Raw genomic sequence first — 15,538 nt, 5'->3', positions numbered from 1 at the left:
TCGGGCTTTGGATGAATTCCCGTTCCGGGCAAGGAGGTTTCGATGAACGCGCATGCTTTCACCAGCGATGTTGCCTTCACGCCGACGGTCAAGGCGATCCAGGCCCGCAAGGGCTCGCGGCAATCCTATGCCCGCGTCGAGGAGCGTGGCGGCTGGCAGGCCGCCATCACCCCTGACCTTGCCGCCTTCATCGAGATGCAGACCAGCGTCTTCCTGTCGACGGCCAATGGCGAGGGCCAGCCCTATATCCAGCATCGCGGCGGGCCGGCCGGGTTTCTCAAGGTGCTGGACGAACACACGATCGGCTTCGCGGATTTTGCCGGCAATCGGCAGTTCATCACGCAGGGCAATCTGGCCGACAATCCGCAGGCCTTCCTGTTCCTGATCGACTACATGCACCGCCAGCGCATCAAGCTCTGGGGTACCGCGCGCGTCGTCGAGAACGATGCCGAACTGATGGCGAAGCTGATGCCGCAGGATTACAAGGCGCGCCCCGAGCAGGTCATCCTGTTCACGGTCTCGGCCTGGGATGCCAATTGCCCGCAACATATCCCGCAACGGTTCGAGGCAGCCGACGTGGCGGCCGCGCTCGGCGAGCGGGACAAGCGCATCGAGCGACTTGAACAGGAGATCGCACGTCTCAAGGTGAATTCAGGCGCCGCCGCAGGGGAATGATCAGCCGCCGGCCGCGGTTTCGGCCAGCGCGATGCCGTTGGGCGTCGGCTTGACCGGCACGATGCCGCGCGCCAGCGCCAGCAAATATTTGTTGTACTCGGTGAACAGCACCCGCAAGGCCCGCGGCTTGGTCAGCCAGCCGCCATTGTCGAGGTTGGAATTGACCACCGGATAGGGCTCGAGCTTGGCGCCGTGCAGCAGTCGGCCCATCTCAAGCAGGCTGCGCGGCATATGATAGTTGTTGGTGACGAGGATCACCGTGCCATAGGCGTGGCTCTCCACCCATTTGGCACTTTCCTCGGCATTGCCGATCGTGTCGAGCGCAGCACGGTCGATGTCGACACAGCAGGAGAACAGCCTGACGTCACCACCGGTCGCCGCCTGCAACTGGCGACGGCTGGCGGAAGGATGCACACCGCTGATCAGCAGCCGCTCGCCCTTGCCGGACGCCAGCAGATCCATCGCGGCATCAAGGCGGGACTGGCCGCCGGTCAGCACGATGATCGCGTCTGCCTTGGCCGGGTTGGCGGGCGTTGTCAGGTGACTGACCTTGTTGGCGAACCAGCCGAAGCCGCCGGCAAACAAAGTTGCGAGGATGAGCACAGAGAGAGCGGACAGGCGCAACGCGGCCCTTAGACGGCTCACCGTGCTACGGTCATGCGAACGGGCAACCACCACTGGCATCTGCCCAGCCGTACCGGTCGATTCCCGCGCGTCCATAGCCATATGGTTAGTCCTGAAATGCGCCCTTGGGTAGGTAAAAGACGCACTTTGCGTTACGTGAATTCTCCATCCGTGATCACCCTGTCTTATCCATGTCGTTGTCCCAAAACCGGTTCCCACTTTTGGGCGACATGGATCAGCCTGCATCCGGTTGGCGGACATCGATGTCGCTGAGATAGGCAACGACGGTGGCGTGGGACGTCGCCGCCGTCAGCCCGCCGATCACCAGCACCATCAAGACGACACCGAGATAGCCAGCCGAACCGATGGCGAAATTGCCGAACAGGGCGGTCGCCTGGTCGGCCTGCGGTGTTGCCATGTTGCGCGACGACCACCAGGAAAAGACGATGAAGACGAGCACCGCCGCCGCCCCGCCGGCCGCCGCGCCCTTCATGCCGGTGACCAGGAAATGCCGGCGGAATTCGCGTGCGATGAATTGTGCCTCGGCACCGACGAAATGCAGCACCTCGATGATGTGGCCGTTGCCGGCCATGGCGCCGCGCGTTGCGAACACCACGGTCAGCACCGTCGCCGACAGCATCAGCGCCAGCACGGCGATGCCGATGGTCACCGTGGTGCGGGCCATGGCGACCAGCCGGTCGACCCAGGTGCGGTGATCGTCGAGCGATGCGCTCGGCAGTTTCGGTGTGATCGCGGCGCGCATGGCGGCGAAATCGGGCGGGCTGTTCTCGTCGATGGTGACGATGATCAGGCGCGGCACCGGTAGCTCGTCGATGTTGAGGCCTGAACCCAGCCATGGCTCCAGCAGCCTCGCGGTTGCCTCGCGATCGATGATCTTGGTTGCTTTGACGCCGGGAAACTCGCCGGCGATCTGCGAGGCCTGGGCAAGGGCTGCCTCCATGTCCAGGCCGTCGACCGGCTTGACCTGGATCGTCGCCTCGCGCGAGATCTGGTTCTCCCAGACAGACGCGGTGTCGCGCACCAGCGTCACCGCGCCGAAGGTCAGGCAGGACAGGAAGGTCATGATGGCGATGACCAGCACCAGCGCCCGGCCCGCGATGTTCTGCGCCGGCACGATCGGCGCCATCCTGCGCTGGGCGCGCGGCTTTGCCTCGCTCGCCTCGGCGTCCTGCTCTCGTTCCACAAGATGGTCGGCGGACAGCTCAGTCATAGATGTCCAGCCTTCCGCCGGCCAGGATCATGCGGCGCGCGTCGACCTGTTCCATCAGGCCGAGGTCGTGGGTGGCGATCACCACGGCGGTGCCCAGACGGTTGAGCTCGATGAACAGCCGCAGCAGGCGTCGCGCCAGCGGCGGATCGACATTGCCGGTCGGCTCGTCGGCGAGCAGGATTTCCGGCTGCTCGATCAGCGCACGCGCGATCGCCGCGCGCTGCTTCTCGCCGCCGGACAGAACTGGCGGCAGCACATGCATGCGTTCGCCCAGCCCGACCCACTTCAACAGCTCGGTGACATCGGTGCGGTAGCTCGCCTCCTCGCGCCCGCGTACGCGCAAAGGCAGCGCGACGTTCTCGTAGGTGGTCATGTGGTCGAGCAGGCGAAAGTCCTGGAACACCACGCCGATGCGGCGCCGCAGATGCGGCAGTTCGGTACGCGAGATGCGTGAGCGATCCTTGCCGAAGATGGTGATCAGCCCGCGCGTCGGCTTCAGCGACATGAACAGCAGGCGCAGCAAGGTCGTCTTGCCGGCGCCCGAGGGCCCGCTGAGGAACTGGAAGGAGCGCTCCGGAATGTGCAGGGAGATGTCGCGGAGGATTTCCGGACCCATGCCATAGCGGAGGCCGACATTTTCGAAACGAATCAATTTCGGCGACCTGAAATTCGGCACGGCGGCGAGCCGGCCTGTTCTGGGTAAAGACCATCGGCCGGCATGGTTAACCGGCGGTTAATTCCTGGGCTCTTTCGGCTCGTCACGAGGGCTCCGGTGGGGAAGCGTTAACCATTTATGTTTACGCAAAAGAAACGAAAAGCGAACACGTGCTGCAATGCTGGGGCCATGATGCCTGACGATCGAACCGCGCGCCCGGTTTCCGGCGAAATCATGACCGATCCGGCGGCAATTGCCGCTACGGACCGGTTCATGCGTGGTTCGGCTGTCGACATCGTCGATGCCGACTACGTGGTGATGCCACGTCTTGTCCCTGCCGTGGAAAGCGTTTCACCGCTGCCGCGCGCGATCGTCACACCGCCCATCGAGGGCATGGACATGCTGCGCAAGCCCGAGGCCCCGGCGGAACGGCCGCCGGCCTCGCGCGGCGGGCCGATCTTCTGGATCGCCGGCATCGGCGCCGCGCTGGCCGCCTTCTGGGTTTCCGGCGGGCACGCGCTAGTGCGCCAGGCGCCGTTCCTGTCCGGTGCGCAGGCCTCGGCGCTCAGCATTTCGGGCGTCACGTCACGCGTCGACGCCTCCGGGCCGAACCCCGCGCTGTTCGTCGATGGTGAGGCCGTCAATGACGGTGCGAAACCGGCGCAGTTGCCGCCGCTCGAAATCCGGGTGACTGGCAATGACGGGCGCACAACCCGCTATACGTTGGGGACATCCGGCCGCGCGCTGGCGTCCGGCGAAAGATTCGGCTTTGCCAGCCGGCTCGACGTGCCTAAGAACGGCGTAAGGACCGTTTTGGTCACTTTCGCCCAATAGGCGATCACCGGGGAAAGACCACCAATGCCCATCGTACGCGGCAAGGACATCGAAGTCCTGTTTTCGGCATCGGCGATCGCGCGGCGCAATCTCGAGCTTGCCAAGGAGATCGCCGGCCACGATTATCACGATTTGCTGGTGATCTCGGTGCTGAAGGGCTCGTTCATCTTCGCCGCCGATCTCATCCGCGCCATGCACGATGTCGGCCTGTCGCCCGAGGTCGAATTCATCTTCATCTCCAGCTACGGCGCCGGCACCACCAGCGGCGAGGTGAGGGTGCTGCGCGACATCGACAATGAGGTCGCCGGCCGTGACGTGCTGTTGATCGACGACATTCTCGAATCGGGCAAGACGCTGAGCTTCACCCGCGACCTGATGCTGTCGCGGGGCGCCAAGAGCTGTTCCATCGCGGTGCTGCTCGACAAGCGCATGCGCCGCCAGACCGCGCTCAATGCCGACTATGTCGGCTTCGACTGCCCCGACTATTTCGTCGTCGGCTACGGCATGGACGTTGCCCACGCTTTTCGCGAGTTGCCGTTTGTCGGCGTCGTCAAAGGGGACGTGTGAGCGGCCATCAAAAATGCTTGGCGATGCTGCGCGCTTTCAGGAAAAGTCAACTTTTCAGCGCCAAATATGCCGGCCATGGCAAAGCTTCTGATCGTCGAGGACGATGAGTCCGTCCGCACCCTGGCAGCCCGCGCGCTTGAACGCGCCGGGCACACAATCGATATCGCGGCGGACGGCGCGCAAGGGCTTTCGCTGATCCAGGCCGCGCGTGGCGGCTACGATCTTGTCGTCTCCGACATCCGCATGCCGGAGATGGACGGCATCGAGATGGCGATCGCGGCGGCAGCGCTCTTCCCATCGATGAAGATCATGCTGATGACCGGCTATGCCGACCAGCGCGAGCGTGCCGAGGAATTGAACGGCATTATCCTCGATGTCGTGCAGAAGCCTTTTACGCTGGCCGAAATCCGCTCGCGCGTCGAACGGGCGCTGATCTGCTTCGCCTGATCAGGCTGGATCGGCAGCAGTGAGCACGGGTGCAGCGCTCTTGCGCCGTTCGGTGTTGAGCGCCATCAGGCCGGCGCCGATGATCAAGGCAGCACCGATCACGGTTGTCGACCGTGGTACTTCGGCGAAGAACAGGAAACCCCACAGCGGCGACCACAGGATGCCGGTGTATTCGAAAGTGGCAACGCGGTTGGCCGGCGCCATCCGGTAGGCCTGCGACAGCAAGATCATACCTGCCGAAGCGACGAAACCGCAGGCCGCCATCTTGAGAAAATCGGGCAGCGTCGGCCACAGCCAGGGCCGCACCAGGAATTCCAGGCTCGGGTGGACGGCGTGAGTTATGCCAGCAAGGTGAAACGCGCCGGCCACCACGGCGGCGCCAACCAGATAGGCGCCGTTCTGATAGAAGGCCATGACGGTGGACGATTCGGTATCGCCGATCTTGCGGGCCATCAACTGCGAAAAACCATAGAGCGCCGCCGAGCCCAGTGACAGCAGCGCCGCCCAGTCGAACAGCCCGGCGCCCGGGCGCAGCATCACGAGGACGCCGAACAGCCCGATCAGCACGGTCGCCAGCGTCCGCCAGGAGACGCGCTCGCCAAGATACGGCCCGGCCAGCGCCATGATGAACAGCGGCGCCATGAAGTAGAGCGCCACCGCATCGGCCAGCGGCAAGGCAGCGATGGCCAGATAGTACACCGTATAGGAGGTGAACTGGATGAAGGCGCGCACAGTAAGCATGCCGAATCGCCTCGACAGGATCGCCCGCAAGCCGACATCGGCATGGACCAGAAAGATCAGGATCGGCAGGGCGACGATCGAGCGGATCGCCATCACCTCGGTCACCGGATAACCGCTCGACACGGCTTTGACGAGCGGATCCTGCAGCGAGAAGACCAGCACGCCCAGACACAGGCTCAGGATGCCGCGCACCATCCGGTTCTGCATGAGGATTCCAGGCTCCAGTACCGCGCCCGCAAGCACGCTTGTGCAAGTGAAAAAAGAACCCGCCACCGTTTCGGGCAGCGGGCACGAGTGAGGACTCTTGATTGGTCCGCGGCTGATTTCGCAGTCGCATATCCAATGGGCGTGGCCACTATCATCCTGCGTTTGACATGTTGCAAACGAATTGGAATGATACCAGCGATCAAATTTCCTTATGGCGGATTTCATGCGACCGACCCTCGACAGCGACCTCCTGCGCACCTTCGTGGCGATTGCCGAGACCGGCAATTTCACCAAGGCGGCGGAGCAGGCCGGCCGCACCCAGTCGGCGGTGTCGATGCAGATGAAGAAGCTCGAAGAGCTGATTGGCGACAGTCTGTTCGAGCGCGGTTCGCGCGGCGTCGCGCTGACGCGGCGCGGCGGCGAACTCATCGTCAACGCCCGCCGCATTGTCTCGCTGCTCGACGAGACGTCGGCGTCGATGGCGGCGCCGCCGCTCGGCGGGCCGGTGCGCATCGGCATTCCCGAGGAGTATGGCCACGCCATCCTGTCGCGCGCGCTCGGTGCCTTTTCGAAGCGCCATACACAGGTCGAGGTCACCGTGCGCTATGCGCATTCGGGGGCACAGATAGCCGCGCTTGCCGCCGGCGAACTCGATCTGTGCGTGGTGTTTGAATGGCAGGATCCTGCCGCCGGCGAAGTGCTGATGCACGATCCGACCGTGTGGGTAACGTCGACCCTGCACCATATGCATGAGGAACAGCCGGTGCCGATCGCACTCTACAACCGGGCCGGCTGGTGCAAGGACTTCGCCATCAAATCGCTGGAGCAACGCGATCTTGCCTATCGTGTCGCCTATACCAGCGACACCACCGGCGGCCTCAAGCTCGCCGTCACCTCCGGACTGGCGATCGCGCCGATTTCACGCAGCAACATTCCCGACGGCTGCCGTGAACTGACGACCGCGGACGGGTTCGGCGCCATCGATTCCTCGAATGTGGTGATGCACCGCAACCCGAATGCGTCAGGCGAGGCGATCGACGGTATGCAGGAGGCAATCCGCGAAGCGTTCGTCAACAGGCTCAGTCAGCCGGCGGCATCTTCATAGAAATGCAGGCGGTTGCCGAATGGATCGGCGACCGATACCTCGCGGGTCTTCCAAGGCGTCTCTTCCAGGCCCGGCTTGGCGAACCGGTATTTCTTGCCGATCAGTTCGCCATGTAGCGCGGCGATGTCCTCGACCTTGATGCGCACGGCAATGCCGGGTGCACCGTCGCCGTGATGTTCGCTGAGATGCAGGACGCAGCCATCGCGGCCGATCGCCATGTAAAGCGGCGCGTTGTCGTCGAAGCGATGCTTCACTGCACCTCGAAGCCGAGGAAGCCGACATAGAATTCACGCGCCTTGGCAGTGTCGAAGATGCGCAGGATGGGCGTGACGGCGCCAAGTCTAGGCATGGTGGTGCAACCGTTGAAGAGGGTTTTCGGGCGGGGTGGGAGGCGGGCAATCCTTACTTCAGCTCGAGCAGCCGTTCGAGATAGCTGCGTTCGATGTCGGGGCTGAGCGCATTGCCGAGCCGCTTGCGGATCGCTTCCAGAATCTGACGGGCGCGCTGCACGTCGATCTCGTCGGGTACCTTCACCGAATCGCCGAAATCGGGACCCTGGCTGGCGCGCGGCCGGCCGAGCGGATCACGATCGGCGTTCTGCTGACGGCCGCCTTCCTCGCTGCCGCCCTGGTCGCCCTGCATGGCCTGCATCTGCTTCATCATGTCCTTGGCGCCTTTGCGCAGCGCTTCCAGCGCCCGGCCCTGATGGCCGACGGCCTCGTCGCCTTGGCCCTCTCCGAGGGCCTGTTCGGCATTGCCCATGGACTTGCCGGCCTCGCCAAATCCTTCATTGGGCTCCATGCCCATGCCTTCGAGACCCTTCTTCAGCTGCTCGAGGTCGCTTTTCAGCTGGCCCTGGCCTTGCTGCAGCTGTTTCAGCGCGTCGGCGAATTCTTGCGGTGTCATCGGCTTTTGCCGGGCGAGCGGATCGCGGTCCTCGCCGACCCCTGGCTTGTCCTCACCCTGGCCGTTGCCTTCGCCGAGCTGCTCGTCGCGGTTCTGTCCGCGCTGGCGCTCGCCGCGCTGCATCTGGTCCATGCGGAAGGTGTCGTTCATCATCTCCTGCTGGCGCCGCAGGATCTCGCCGAGCTTGTCCATCTGCTGGCGCATCTCGCTGTCCTGCTGGCCGCCTTGCTGCTGGCGGCCGGCCTGGAGATTGTTCATCATGTCCTGCAGTTGCGACAGCAATTGCTGCGCCTTGTCGCGATCGCCCGACTTCGCCAGATTCTCGATCTGGTCCATCATGCGGTCGATGTCGCTCTGGCGCAGTTCCTGGCCGTTCTGCTGCATCTGCGGTGCGTTGGGATTCTGCTTGGCGCGCTCCGCGAATTCCTGCAGGAACTGGTTCATCGCCTCGCGCAGTTCCTTCATCGCTTTCTCGATTTCAGCATCGCTGGCGCCATTCTTGATGGCGTCCTGCAGCGCCTGCTGCGCCTGGCGCAGCCGCTTTTCCGCGGCCGAGAGATTGCCTTCCTCGATGCCGAGCGCGATTTCCCAGAGATAGGAGACCTCGCTGCGCAACTGATCGTCGCTGTCGGCCATCTTCAGCCGGCTGCGGGCGCTCATGATGGCGAGGTAGTGGGACATGTTGTCGAACGTGTCTTCCGGCCGCAGCGTGATGGCGTCCATCAGGTCGAGCACGCGCGGCTTGGCGTTGGCGTCGAGCGCCAGCAGGCGGCGCTGCTCGATCACCGCGCGCGCCAGCGGGTTGGCGAATGGCCGCTCCGGCATCAGCAGCGTCTTGGTTTCGCTCGATGCGGTGTGCCCGGCATCGTCGGTGGCAACCAGCGTCAGCTTGATGCTGTTGCCGGCCCAGACATGTTCGGTCAGGTCCTTCGAGGTCCTGGCGGCGTTCGACTTTCCACCACGACGCGGCAGCGACAGCGGCATTTCAGGCGGACCATAGAGCGGGTGTGCATTGGGCGCCTGCGGATCGGCGAGCGCGAACACCGCCTTGGCGGTGGCGGCGCCATAATCGTCGTCGATCTGGTAGTTGAGTTCGAAGGCGCCGTTGGCGGCGCGCTTCGGCTCGCCGACGAAGCGGATCTGTGGCGGCTTGTCGGATATGACCGCGAAGGCCCAGCGCCCCAGTTGGTCCTCGCCCGACGTCAGCGTCAGCGTGCCGTCACCGGTCAGCTTGCCGGTGAACTGGCGCACTTTGGATGGTGTCGCCGGCGTTGGCGCCGGCTTGGCGGCGGCGGCCTGGGGGCCGGCCGGGTCGATGGCGCGGGAATTGCCCTGCTTGTCGGCATAGGCAAGGGTTTCTTCGCCCGAGCCGCCGGTCACACGCAGCGAGACGTCGCTGCCTTCCGGAATGGTGAAGGTCGGCGTCGCCTGGTTGGCGTCGGCGGTCAGGAAGATCGGCGGCTTGCCGGTGTAGGCCGGTGGCGTCACCCAGGCGTCGATGCGCGGCGGCACGGCATCATGCGCGCCATGGGCATTGAACCCGTCGCTGATCCTGCCGCCTGTTGGCCCGAAGGAGAAGGCAAAGGCGGTAACGAGCAAAAGTGCCGCCACCGCGCGCAGCCCCCAGGGGTCGTGTTCCGGCACGCGTGTACGCGGCAGGTCGGCGCCGAGGCTGTCGAGCTTTCCGGCCATGCGCTTCTGGTGTTCGCGCCACAGCGCCTGCGAAAAGCTGCTTTCCCGGCCGCTTGGCCGGTCGGTCTGCACCAGCACCGGGCTGTGCAACAGTTGATTGGCCGCCTCGATCCGGCGGTCGATTTCGGCAGCGCCCGGCAGGCGGAAGAAGCGCAGCGGGTAGAGCGCGGCCAATGCCGCGATGGCGAAGGCGGCGACGAGGCCGATGCGCGCCATATCCGGCACCCGGGAGAAGATGCCGAGCCAAGAGATGCTGAGGAACAGGCTGGCGACGATGACGAGCGGAAGCAGCAACGGCCAGCCGCGCTCGACCATCATCGAGACCCGCGTCGCCAGCCGGCTCAAGGCAAGGCGCCCGGCCAGGCCGCGATCGCTGCTGAAGGTGGGTCGTTGCGTCATCGGCCCTTCCTAGAGCCTATTCCATCCCGAAAGAACCGGGATGGGGCTCTATCTCCTTGAGCATGATCTGTTCCGAAAACCGGATTCCACTTTTCGGAATCATGCTGTGGGGCGGGCAGGATAGCCCAAGCCTCACGACTCGAAGAATACCAGCAAACACGGCAAAGGCGAGGCGCTTTCAAAAAACGTGAAGCCCATCGCTATAGTTGCAGTCAGAAGGTCGCCGGGTTGGCATTCGCCCCGCAGACCAGCACGGCGACGCGTTCGCCCGGCGCCGGCGTATAGCGGCCGGACAGGACGGCGGCAAAGGCCGCGGCGCCACCCGGCTCGGAGATGATGCGGACCCGGTTCCACAGGGCCTTCTGCGCGGCGATGATGTCGTCGTCGCTGACCAGGATCGAGCGTTCGACAAAGGCCTCGGCGATCGGGAACATCATTTCGCCGACGCGCTTTGGCGCCAGCGAATCAGCGGCGATGCCCTCGGCCGGCGCGTCGACGGGGTGTCCGGCCTCGAAGGCACGGTAAAGCGTCGGGGCCCCTTCCGGCTCGACGGCGATGATGCGGATGCGGCCGGCAAACCAGGCAGCAATGCCGCCGATCAGGCCGCCGCCGCCGACAGCGACCAGCAGCGTGTCGATCTGAGGCAAATCGCTCTCGATTTCGAGCCCGAGCGTGCCTTGGCCGACCAACGTTTCCTCCTGGTTGAAGGCGTGGATCTGGAGGGCGCCGGTCTCCTCCGCGAAACGTTCGCTGGCGGCTAGCGCCTCGGCATAGCGGGCGCCGCCGACGATCAGCTCGGCGCCGTAGCTGCGGATACGCTCCAGCTTGGCCGCCGGGCTCACCTCGGGAACGAAGATGGTCGCCTTGTGGCCCAGCCGCATGGCGGCATAGGCGACGGCCGCGCCATGGTTGCCGCCGGATGCGGCGACGACACCGGCCTTTGGGACCGCACGCTCCAGCAAGTTGGTAAAGGCGCCGCGCGCCTTGAACGAACCCGAATGCTGCAGGCATTCGAGCTTCAGGTCGACCGTCAGTGGCGCGCGGTCGAAGTCGGCCATGTCGACACGCAGCACCGGTGTGTGGCGCACATAGGGGCGGATGCGCGGTTCCATCGCGGCAATGCGCTCGCGTGTGACGGTATTGCCCTGCGACATGATGATCTCCTCGGGATTGACAGCAATTAGTAACTTGGCAAAATGGCTAAATGCAAGAGGTTGATGTCTTCAAGGCGATTGCCAACGAACGCAGGCTGCAGATCCTCGACTGGCTAAAGGATCCGCGCGCGCATTTCCCTGCCCAAGCGGATGGCGATCTGGTCGAGGACGGCGTTTGCGCGCTGCTGATCGCCGAAAAGCTCGGAATCACCCAGGCGACGCTGAGTGAGCATATGCGCGTGCTCACCCAGGCCGGCTTGTTGCGCGCCAGGCGCATCAAGCAATGGACATTCTACCGCCGCGATGAGGACAGGATCGCCGACATCAGGGCGCTCATCCAGAGCCGGCTGTAGCGTTCCCGGCCTGCATTCAGGCCGGGCAGCTTTTACGCAAGCCAGTCGGGCATGGAATCCAGCCCGATCAGATCGTCATAGGTCAGGCGCGGACGCACGACGTGGAACCGGTCGCCGTCGACCAGCACTTCCGGTACCAGCAGGCGGGTGTTGTAGGTGCCGGCCTGTACCGCGCCATAGGCGCCGGCGGTGGAGACGGCAATCAGGTCGCCGGCCTTCAGCCTGGGCAGATCGCGATCGAGGCCGATATAATCGCCGGTCTCGCAGACCGGGCCAACCACATCGACCATCATGCGCGGCGTGTCGGCCGGCGGCTGCACGACCGGACGGATATCGTGGAACGCATCGTACAGCGTCGGCCGGATCAGGTCGTTCATGGCGGCATCGACGACCAGAAAATTCTTGGCGTCGCCTTCCTTCACGAAGATCACTTCCGAGACGAGGATACCGGCATTGCCCACGATCAGCCGGCCCGGCTCGAACATCACCTTCAAGCCGAGCTTGGTGACGTGCTTCCTGACAATCTGGGCGTAGGCGTCGGGCAGCGGCGGCGGGTTGTTGTCGACGCGGTAGGGAATGCCGAGGCCGCCGCCGAGATCGACATGCTCGATGGCATGGCCGTCGGCACGCAGCGCGCCGACCAGATCGACAAGCAGGGCGAAGGCGTCGTCGAAAGGCTGCAGTTCGGTGATCTGGCTGCCGATATGGGTGTCGATGCCGGTGATCTTGATGCCGGGAAGCGTTGCCGCGCGGGCATAGACCTGGCGCGCCTTCTGCCACGGGATGCCGAATTTGTTCTCGGCCTTGCCGGTGGAGATCTTCTTGTGGGTCCTGGCGTCGACGTCGGGATTGATGCGCAGCGAGATTGGCGCCACCTTGCCAAGCGCGGCGGCTCGCGCCGACAGCAGTTCGAGTTCAGGCTCGGATTCGACGTTGAAGCAGAGGATGCCAGCGGCAAGGGCAAAATCCATTTCGCGCGCGGTCTTGCCGACGCCCGAAAACAGGATCTTGCCGGCTGGGATGCCGGCGGCCAGCGCCCGGCGCAATTCACCTTCCGAAACCACATCGGCGCCGGCGCCGAGCTTCGCCAGCGTGCGCAGAACGGCCTGGTTGGAATTAGCCTTCATGGCGTAGCAGACCAGCGCGTCGAGCCCGGCAAAGGCTTGCGCGAACACCCGGTAGTGTCTGGTCAAGGTGGCCGTCGAATAGCAGTAGAACGGCGTGCCGACCTGCGTGGCGATATCGGGGATCGCCACGTCCTCGGCATGGAGCACGCCGTCGCGGTAGTCGAAATGGTTCACGAGAGTGGTTCCGGAAAGTTGGGGCACGATGAGACCGGGTTTGGAAAGACCAACCCCGGTGTCATCGGCTCTAGATCAGCGGGTCGAGGATGAATTTCTTGTCCACGACCGGTTTTTCCGGCTCCGGCGGCACAGGCTGGTGAGCCTTCGAGGCGTCCTTGCGCGCTTGCACGGCTGCCTCATAGGGCGTGTCGAGACCGCCCCTCCTGCCGCAGGCCGAAACGGCCGCGATCGCAACCAGCAGCGTCAGCGTCACCAAAATCCTGCTTCCGGTCATCGATCCATCCGTCCGAAACGTTTGCCAGCCGCCGCTTTTAGCCGAGTTCTCAGCGTATTGCACCCCGGATATTGCTGGTCGCAATATCCCCGGGATATTGCTGGTTGCAGCATCCGAGATATTGCTGGTCGCAATATCTGGCATCACGCTTTCGCCAGTCGCTTTTTCCAGGCGCGGATCTGCTTCCTCACTTCCGACGGCGCGGTGCCGCCGAAACTGGTGCGGCTCTTGACCGAGTTCTGCACCGCCAGCACCGAAAATATGTCCGCCGTGATGCCGGGATTGATCGACTGCAAATCCTCCAGCGAAAGCTTCTCCAGCCCCACCTTCTTGTCTTCGGCCAGTGCCACCGCCCGGCCGGTGACATGATGCGCCTCGCGGAACGGCAGGCCGAGCGTGCGCACCAGCCAGTCGGCGAGGTCGGTCGCTGTCGCGTGGCCGGAGCCGGCGGCCTTCTTCATCGCGGCTGCGTTGATCGTCATGTCCGAGACCATGCCGGTCATCGCGGCCAGCATCAGGTCGAGCGTCTCGGCGGTATCGAACGCCGATTCCTTGTCTTCCTGCATGTCCTTGCCATAGGTCAAAGGCATGCCCTTCATCACCGTCAGCAGGCCGACCAGATGGCCGGTGACGCGGCCGGTCTTGCCGCGCACCAGTTCGGCGGCGTCAGGGTTCTTCTTTTGCGGCATGATCGAGGAGCCGGTGGAAAACGAGTCCGACAGCCTGACGAAGCCGAACTGCGGCGTCGACCAGATGATGATCTCCTCGGCCAGCCGCGACAAATGCGTGGCGCAGATCGCGGCAAGAGCGAGGAATTCGAGAGCGAAATCGCGGTCCGAAACGCTGTCGAGCGAATTGCGCATCGGCTCGCGGAAGCCGAGCGCCTTGGCGGTCTGGTGACGGTCGATCGGGAAACTGGTGCCGGCGAGCGCTGCGGCACCGAGCGGGCTTTCGTCCATCCGTTCGATCGCATCGCGCACACGCGACAGGTCACGCGAAAACATTTCGACATAGGCCATGCAGTGATGGCCGAAGGTCACCGGTTGTGCCGCCTGCATATGGGTAAAGCCCGGCATCACCGTTGCCGCATGCTCCTCGGCCCGCTCCAGCAGCGCTTTGATCAACCCTTTCAGCGCCTCGGCGACGCGAAAGCACTCGTCCTTGACCCACAGCCTCAAATCGACCGCCACCTGGTCGTTGCGCGAGCGGGCGGTGTGCAGCCGGCCGGCCGCCGGGCCGATCAGATCGGCAAGGCGTGCCTCGATGTTCATGTGGATGTCTTCGAGCCGGGTCGAGAACTCGAAGGTGCCGGCCTCGATCTCTTTCAGGATCGTGTTCAGCCCGTGAGCGATTTTTTCTTGATCGGCTGCCGAAATAATGCCCGTTTGCGCCAGCATCTCGCTATGGGCGATCGAGCCTTTGATGTCCTGGGCATAGAGTTTACGGTCGAACGAGATCGACGCGTTGATGGCTTCCATGATCGCGGCCGGACCCGAGGCAAAACGTCCGCCCCACATCTGGTTGCTGGTCTTCTTGTCGCTCATGGCTATAACCCGTGCTTCGGAGCAGTTTTGAGAAAATGGCAGACGGTAATAGATTCTTCCCGGCCCCGCGCCTGATCTTCGCCGCCTTGGTGGCAGGCGCGCTGGCCGGCGCGGTCGCGGTATATGTCAGCGAGAGCCGGTCTGGCAACAATGCACCGGCACAAGCGGCCGTCGGCGAGAGCAAGGACGACGTTGTCTGCGCCGCCAAGAGCGACCGCGCCAAGAAGGTCGCGGCTTCCGCCACCGGTGAGGTCGCCGCGCTTCTGCCGGCCGATCCGCCGCAATCCCTAAAGAGCCTCGCCTTCAATGGCCCGGACGGCAAGCCGATGACGCTTGCCGATCATGCCGGCAAGACGGTGCTGCTCAATCTGTGGGCGACATGGTGCGCGCCGTGCCGAGCCGAAATGCCGGCGCTCGATGCACTGCAGAAGGAAAAGGGCAGCGACGCCTTTCAAGTGGTCGCCGTCAATGTCGATGCAGGTGACGATACGAAGCCGAAGAAGTTCCTCAGCGATACCGGCGTCAAGACGCTCGGCTATTTCAGGGATTCGACGATGGGGCTGTTCAACGACCTCAAGACGCGCGGCCTGGCGCTCGGTCTTCCCGTCACCATGCTGATCGACGGCGAAGGCTGCCTGATCGCCCATATGAATGGCCCGGCCGAATGGTCGGGGCCGGATGCCAGGCGGCTGGTCGAGATGGCGCTCAAGCCCGAAAGCCTCTAAAAGCGCGTCGTTCTCCCAAAGCCGCTATACCCTTTGGGCGATCAGGCCCTGTTCAGACCGAGCGCGGGCGCGGGCGCGGGCGCGAAGGCGTGTTTTTCCGG

At 64.2% G+C, this 15,538-nt stretch carries 16 protein-coding genes and 1 pseudogene; 7 read left to right on the top strand and 10 right to left on the bottom strand.

Going from position 1 to position 15,538, the window contains the following annotated elements; all coding sequences use genetic code 11:
• Positions 1-42: 42 nt before the first annotated feature.
• Positions 43-675, top strand: coding sequence for a pyridoxamine 5'-phosphate oxidase family protein (locus EJ076_RS33015; protein WP_126070679.1), 633 nt, complete (start codon positions 43-45; stop codon positions 673-675).
• Here EJ076_RS33015 and EJ076_RS33010 read toward each other — a convergent pair whose 3' ends face one another.
• The 3 genes from EJ076_RS33010 to ftsE all read right to left on the bottom strand — a co-directional run bounded on the left by EJ076_RS33010 (position 676) and on the right by ftsE (position 3,182).
• Entirely contained in the window at positions 676-1,401 is a 726-nt protein-coding gene (locus EJ076_RS33010; RefSeq protein WP_109671635.1) for a YdcF family protein, read from the bottom strand.
• A gap of 133 nt (positions 1,402-1,534) precedes the next feature.
• Positions 1,535-2,530, bottom strand: coding sequence for an ABC transporter permease (locus EJ076_RS33005; protein WP_126070678.1), 996 nt, complete (start codon positions 2,528-2,530; stop codon positions 1,535-1,537).
• The gene (gene ftsE / locus EJ076_RS33000) at positions 2,523-3,182 is read right to left on the bottom strand and encodes a cell division ATP-binding protein FtsE (protein ID WP_010911739.1); all 660 of its coding nucleotides are present in this window, start codon (positions 3,180-3,182) and stop codon (positions 2,523-2,525) included. The genes EJ076_RS33005 and ftsE overlap by 8 nt, the downstream gene beginning before the upstream one ends.
• Positions 3,183-3,374: 192 nt before the next feature.
• Between ftsE and EJ076_RS32995 the strand changes: the two genes are divergently transcribed.
• The 3 genes from EJ076_RS32995 (at position 3,375) to EJ076_RS32985 (ending at position 5,033) form a co-directional block, all read left to right on the top strand.
• The gene (locus EJ076_RS32995) at positions 3,375-4,019 is read left to right on the top strand and encodes a hypothetical protein (protein ID WP_126070677.1); all 645 of its coding nucleotides are present in this window, start codon (positions 3,375-3,377) and stop codon (positions 4,017-4,019) included.
• A 24-nt stretch (positions 4,020-4,043) separates the two neighbouring features.
• Complete coding sequence (gene hpt, locus EJ076_RS32990) at positions 4,044-4,586, top strand: hypoxanthine phosphoribosyltransferase (protein ID WP_056583612.1); 543 nt, start codon at positions 4,044-4,046, stop codon at positions 4,584-4,586.
• A 75-nt stretch (positions 4,587-4,661) separates the two neighbouring features.
• Positions 4,662-5,033 (top strand): response regulator, encoded by a 372-nt coding sequence (locus EJ076_RS32985; protein WP_164548794.1) that lies wholly within the window; start codon positions 4,662-4,664, stop codon positions 5,031-5,033.
• Here the strand turns inward: EJ076_RS32985 and EJ076_RS32980 are convergent, their stop codons facing one another.
• Complete coding sequence (locus tag EJ076_RS32980; protein ID WP_109671663.1) at positions 5,034-5,981, bottom strand: DMT family transporter; 948 nt, start codon at positions 5,979-5,981, stop codon at positions 5,034-5,036.
• A gap of 223 nt (positions 5,982-6,204) precedes the next feature.
• On the opposite strand from EJ076_RS32980, the gene EJ076_RS32975 reads away from it, so the two are divergent.
• Positions 6,205-7,086: a LysR family transcriptional regulator gene (locus EJ076_RS32975; protein WP_126070676.1), complete on the top strand. Its 882-nt coding sequence runs from the start codon at positions 6,205-6,207 to the stop codon at positions 7,084-7,086.
• Here EJ076_RS32975 and EJ076_RS32970 read toward each other — a convergent pair.
• The 3 genes and pseudogenes from EJ076_RS32970 to EJ076_RS32960 form a co-directional block, all read right to left on the bottom strand.
• Positions 7,065-7,435 (bottom strand): annotated as a pseudogene (locus EJ076_RS32970) (glyoxalase superfamily protein). The gene EJ076_RS32975 and the pseudogene EJ076_RS32970 sit on opposite strands and share 22 nt — an antisense overlap.
• A gap of 53 nt (positions 7,436-7,488) precedes the next feature.
• Positions 7,489-10,083, bottom strand: coding sequence for a TIGR02302 family protein (locus EJ076_RS32965; protein WP_126070675.1), 2,595 nt, complete (start codon positions 10,081-10,083; stop codon positions 7,489-7,491).
• 212 nt (positions 10,084-10,295) lie between these two features.
• Positions 10,296-11,237, bottom strand: a complete 942-nt coding sequence (locus EJ076_RS32960) for a threonine/serine dehydratase (RefSeq protein ID WP_126070674.1) — start codon at positions 11,235-11,237, stop codon at positions 10,296-10,298.
• Between the two features lie 50 nt (positions 11,238-11,287).
• Here EJ076_RS32960 and EJ076_RS32955 point away from each other — a divergent pair, with 50 nt between their 5' ends.
• Positions 11,288-11,590, top strand: coding sequence for a metalloregulator ArsR/SmtB family transcription factor (locus EJ076_RS32955; RefSeq protein ID WP_126070673.1), 303 nt, complete (start codon positions 11,288-11,290; stop codon positions 11,588-11,590).
• Positions 11,591-11,622: 32 nt separating this feature from the next.
• On the opposite strand, the gene lysA is transcribed toward EJ076_RS32955, so the two are convergent.
• The 3 genes from lysA to argH form a co-directional block, all read right to left on the bottom strand.
• Positions 11,623-12,891, bottom strand: coding sequence for a diaminopimelate decarboxylase (gene lysA, locus EJ076_RS32950; protein WP_126070672.1), 1,269 nt, complete (start codon positions 12,889-12,891; stop codon positions 11,623-11,625).
• A gap of 70 nt (positions 12,892-12,961) precedes the next feature.
• Positions 12,962-13,168, bottom strand: a complete 207-nt coding sequence (locus tag EJ076_RS32945) for a lipoprotein (protein WP_056583600.1) — start codon at positions 13,166-13,168, stop codon at positions 12,962-12,964.
• A 143-nt stretch (positions 13,169-13,311) separates the two neighbouring features.
• On the bottom strand, positions 13,312-14,712 hold the full coding sequence (gene argH / locus EJ076_RS32940; RefSeq protein ID WP_126070671.1) for an argininosuccinate lyase: 1,401 nt from the start codon (positions 14,710-14,712) through the stop codon (positions 13,312-13,314).
• Positions 14,713-14,747: 35 nt separating this feature from the next.
• On the opposite strand from argH, the gene EJ076_RS32935 reads away from it, so the two are divergent.
• Entirely contained in the window at positions 14,748-15,437 is a 690-nt protein-coding gene (locus EJ076_RS32935) for a TlpA disulfide reductase family protein (RefSeq protein ID WP_126070670.1), read from the top strand.
• Positions 15,438-15,538: the final 101 nt, after the last annotated feature.

Source organism: Mesorhizobium sp. M7D.F.Ca.US.005.01.1.1, assembly GCF_003952545.1.
GTDB classification, from domain to species: Bacteria; Pseudomonadota; Alphaproteobacteria; order Rhizobiales; family Rhizobiaceae; genus Mesorhizobium; species Mesorhizobium loti.
The sequence above is the reverse complement of the archived record's forward strand: the minus strand, read 5'-3'. Positions and strand labels throughout refer to the sequence as shown.

Excerpts from the sequence above, each read along its gene's own strand:
- EJ076_RS32965 (WP_126070675.1), bottom strand. The coding sequence starts at position 10,083 with ATGACGCAACGACCCACCTTCAGCAGCGATCGCGGCCTGGCCGGGCGC.
- EJ076_RS32955 (WP_126070673.1), top strand. The coding sequence starts at position 11,288 with ATGCAAGAGGTTGATGTCTTCAAGGCGATTGCCAACGAACGCAGGCTG.
- EJ076_RS32935 (WP_126070670.1), top strand. The coding sequence starts at position 14,748 with ATGGCAGACGGTAATAGATTCTTCCCGGCCCCGCGCCTGATCTTCGCC.
- EJ076_RS32975 (WP_126070676.1), top strand. The coding sequence starts at position 6,205 with ATGCGACCGACCCTCGACAGCGACCTCCTGCGCACCTTCGTGGCGATT.
- EJ076_RS32995 (WP_126070677.1), top strand. The coding sequence starts at position 3,375 with ATGATGCCTGACGATCGAACCGCGCGCCCGGTTTCCGGCGAAATCATG.
- EJ076_RS32980 (WP_109671663.1), bottom strand. The coding sequence starts at position 5,981 with ATGCAGAACCGGATGGTGCGCGGCATCCTGAGCCTGTGTCTGGGCGTG.
- argH (WP_126070671.1), bottom strand. The coding sequence starts at position 14,712 with ATGAGCGACAAGAAGACCAGCAACCAGATGTGGGGCGGACGTTTTGCC.
- EJ076_RS33005 (WP_126070678.1), bottom strand. The coding sequence starts at position 2,530 with ATGACTGAGCTGTCCGCCGACCATCTTGTGGAACGAGAGCAGGACGCC.
- hpt (WP_056583612.1), top strand. The coding sequence starts at position 4,044 with ATGCCCATCGTACGCGGCAAGGACATCGAAGTCCTGTTTTCGGCATCG.
- EJ076_RS32985 (WP_164548794.1), top strand. The coding sequence starts at position 4,662 with ATGGCAAAGCTTCTGATCGTCGAGGACGATGAGTCCGTCCGCACCCTG.
- EJ076_RS32945 (WP_056583600.1), bottom strand. The coding sequence starts at position 13,168 with ATGACCGGAAGCAGGATTTTGGTGACGCTGACGCTGCTGGTTGCGATC.
- EJ076_RS33010 (WP_109671635.1), bottom strand. The coding sequence starts at position 1,401 with ATGGCTATGGACGCGCGGGAATCGACCGGTACGGCTGGGCAGATGCCA.
- EJ076_RS33015 (WP_126070679.1), top strand. The coding sequence starts at position 43 with ATGAACGCGCATGCTTTCACCAGCGATGTTGCCTTCACGCCGACGGTC.
- EJ076_RS32960 (WP_126070674.1), bottom strand. The coding sequence starts at position 11,237 with ATGTCGCAGGGCAATACCGTCACACGCGAGCGCATTGCCGCGATGGAA.